This window comes from Candidatus Aquicultor secundus (assembly GCF_002791875.1).
Taxonomy (GTDB): Bacteria; Actinomycetota; Aquicultoria; order Aquicultorales; family Aquicultoraceae; genus Aquicultor_A; species Aquicultor_A secundus.
The window spans coordinates 27,645-30,338 of sequence record NZ_PFNG01000038.1; the positions used below are offsets into that span (position 1 = coordinate 27,645).

At 48.6% G+C, this 2,694-nt stretch carries 3 protein-coding genes; all 3 read right to left on the reverse strand.

The genetic code is table 11. From position 1 onward, the window contains the following. Positions 1 to 57: 57 nt before the first annotated feature. Positions 58 to 1,149 (reverse strand): sensor histidine kinase, encoded by a 1,092-nt coding sequence (locus COY37_RS01615; protein WP_286678059.1) that lies wholly within the window; start codon positions 1,147 to 1,149, stop codon positions 58 to 60. Between the two features lie 295 nt (positions 1,150 to 1,444). Then, positions 1,445 to 1,621, reverse strand: coding sequence for a twin-arginine translocase TatA/TatE family subunit (tatA, locus tag COY37_RS01620; RefSeq protein WP_286678060.1), 177 nt, complete (start codon positions 1,619 to 1,621; stop codon positions 1,445 to 1,447). A gap of 94 nt (positions 1,622 to 1,715) precedes the next feature. Further along, positions 1,716 to 2,381, reverse strand: a complete 666-nt coding sequence (locus COY37_RS01625; RefSeq protein ID WP_286678061.1) for a redox-sensing transcriptional repressor Rex — start codon at positions 2,379 to 2,381, stop codon at positions 1,716 to 1,718. Positions 2,382 to 2,694 lie beyond the last annotated feature (313 nt).

The following is a 2,694-nucleotide window of genomic DNA, read 5'->3' on the forward strand; positions in this document are numbered from 1 at the left end:
CCCATCACTGTGTCTCCCTCGTGCTAAGTTTCTATTACAACGTATTACAACGTGCCCTTATATCGGAATACTGAAGGTTATACAAGTACCCCTATCCAACTGGCTATCGATGTTAAATGTGCCGAAGAACTGCTCTACCCTGTCCCTCATACTTGCCAGACCGTACCCGCCAAGGCCCTGGGCTCGCCTGCTGCGGGCGCCCGCGTTAAAGCCCACTCCATCATCCTCAACGCTACAGAAGAGCGTGGCTTCACTAAACGAAATGCTGACTACAACCTGTGTGGCCTGGGCGTGTTTATAGACGTTATTGAGCGCCTCCTGGATGACCCTGAAGACGTTAATCTCGTATACCTCAGGCAGTTCCGCTTCTTTCGACTCAATGGTAAGCTCCACTTTGATCCCGGTACGGGATGAGAATTGCTTTGCGTATGCTTTAACCATGGTGGCAAGCCCCTTCTTACTGATGCATTGGGGCTTGAGGGCGTAGATCGAGGAGCGTAGTTCCTGCAGGCACTGGCCGAGGATGGATTTTAGCGATGCCAGTTCGCGCTTTGCCTCGGCTGAGGCTATCAAATCTTCGAGAATATCGGCTTGCAGGAGCGCGCTTGAGAGCGCCTGAGCCGGTCCGTCATGCAGGTCAAAGGCCAGCCGTTGTCGATCTTTCTCAAGAAGCCTGGTGACATCGCACAATGTTTTTCTCACGTTTTGTTTCTCGGCTTCGAGTTGTTCCGACTTTCTAAAAAGCGCCGATATGAGGTTCGCCGCAACCGAGTCCTCAAGAACATCTATCAAGAAATCGACCCGTCTCTCCAGGGTTCTTTTATCGAACTGCCCGAGGGGCAACAGCTGAATCTGCTCCTTGTACGCCTTGGATAATTCGTCTTTTACAAGCCAGTAGTCCTTCTCGCTAAGCAGGAGAACGTGTGATGACAGCTCTTCACACCCGGCAAAGCCCCGGGCCATGCTTAGTTCCACCGCAAAACCGCGATCCATTCTTTCCAGAACAAAGTGGATCCTCTGCTTAAAATATTCCAGCAACTCACCGCTCACGGCTCCTTGTAGCGATTCTGACCACTTGTTAAGCGCGGGTTCGGATACCGTTTCCAACTTTGAAGCGACCTCATTTAGCGACAGCAATGTTTTCTCCACCTACCGATCCGCCTTTCGCTTTGTTGATACGTTCAGCGAGCAAACCTAAACTGTGCTCGAGACCCATGTTTGCTATCCTTTGCGCCCATTGTTTACCCGTTTCCACCAAGCCTAAACAAGGTGGAAAAGTTTGCATTTGAAATCAGCGCATAAAACCCTTCCTACGTCGGCTAAGGGTTTAGGATATTGCTGGTTAAAAACCTAAAATAAAAAAGAGGCCTCTCGGCCCCCTTCATATTTTTGCATTGTATAGCGAATTATATATTTTTATGAATATACTTTTATGCTTACGCTCTTATGATGATTGTTTTTGCTCGGTAGTCTGCGGCTCTTCTTTTGTATCCGTCGCTTTTTTAAGCTCGCGTATACCCTGCCCGACTGCTTTCCCGATCTCAGGAAGTTTCTTGGGACCGAAGATAACGAGCACGATTACTAAGATAACTATCAGCTCAGGAACACCTAAACCAAACATGATCTATCGCAACCTTCCTTCTGTCGTAACTGTTTTATTAACCATAGCACTAATTATGCCCAAAAGCAGCTTAAAATAATAATTCGGCGGTGTATTAGTCGGACGCGATACTGCTGCGTTTTCTCCCGGCTAATTTCTTGTCATTGGCCGACAGGTAGTAAAGAGTATGGAGCAACTGCTGGACCGGATCGGTATTATGAAGCTGTACGCCCGCCGGCACGTTGATGAGCGCCGGGGTGTAGTTCAGGATAACCGAAACACCCCCGTCGATCAGCATGTCCGCTACTTCTTGGGCCGCAAACGGCGGTACCGCGATGATGCCGATCTCGATACCTGCATTCCTGGTGATGTGCGGCAAGTCGGCGATGCTGAACACCTCAAGGTGCCTGATGGTCTTGCCTATCTTCTGCGGATCGCTGTCGAATATTGCGGCGATGTGAAAACCGTGCTGGAGCAACCCCTCGTATGAAGCGATGGCCGAGCCTAAGTTGCCCGCCCCGACAAGGGCGATTTTATGGGGCTCATCCGAGCCCAATATCCGCTGGATATGCTGGATCAGGGTCTCGACATCGTAGCCGACGCCTTTCTTGCCGAAGGTGCCGAAATAGGTAAAATCGCGCCTGACCTCCGCCGGATTGACGCCGCTTGAGAGACCGAGCCGCTCCGAAGAGATCGTTTCGATATTACTTTGTTGAAACTTGATTAGACAATTAAGATATGTGGATAGCCGCTCAATTACGCCTTCCGGTATATCGTTCACTTAAAAACCCCTCACATGTTTTTGCTTTATAGATTACGCCGGGCGCTTTAGATTCATTAAAGATGCATAAAAATACACCTAAAGATATATCGTATAAAGCTTCTTTGAAATAAAGATGGTCAGCCGATTATTATATTGTAACCAATGATACAAACTTTTTCTAGCTCCCGTATTAATTTTCTGCGAATTAGTTTAAACAGGCAGACGAGAAGCGGCCCGACTAGTACCGCGACATCCTATTTTCTGTGCATGTCGTTCTGAAGGAGCGATTAGCAATTGATTGTCATTCTGAAGGAGCGAAGCGACTGAAGAA

Coding starts and splice junctions, on each gene's coding strand:
- tatA (WP_286678060.1), bottom strand. CDS start 1,621: ATGTTTGGTTTAGGTGTTCCTGAGCTGATAGTTATCTTAGTAATCGTG.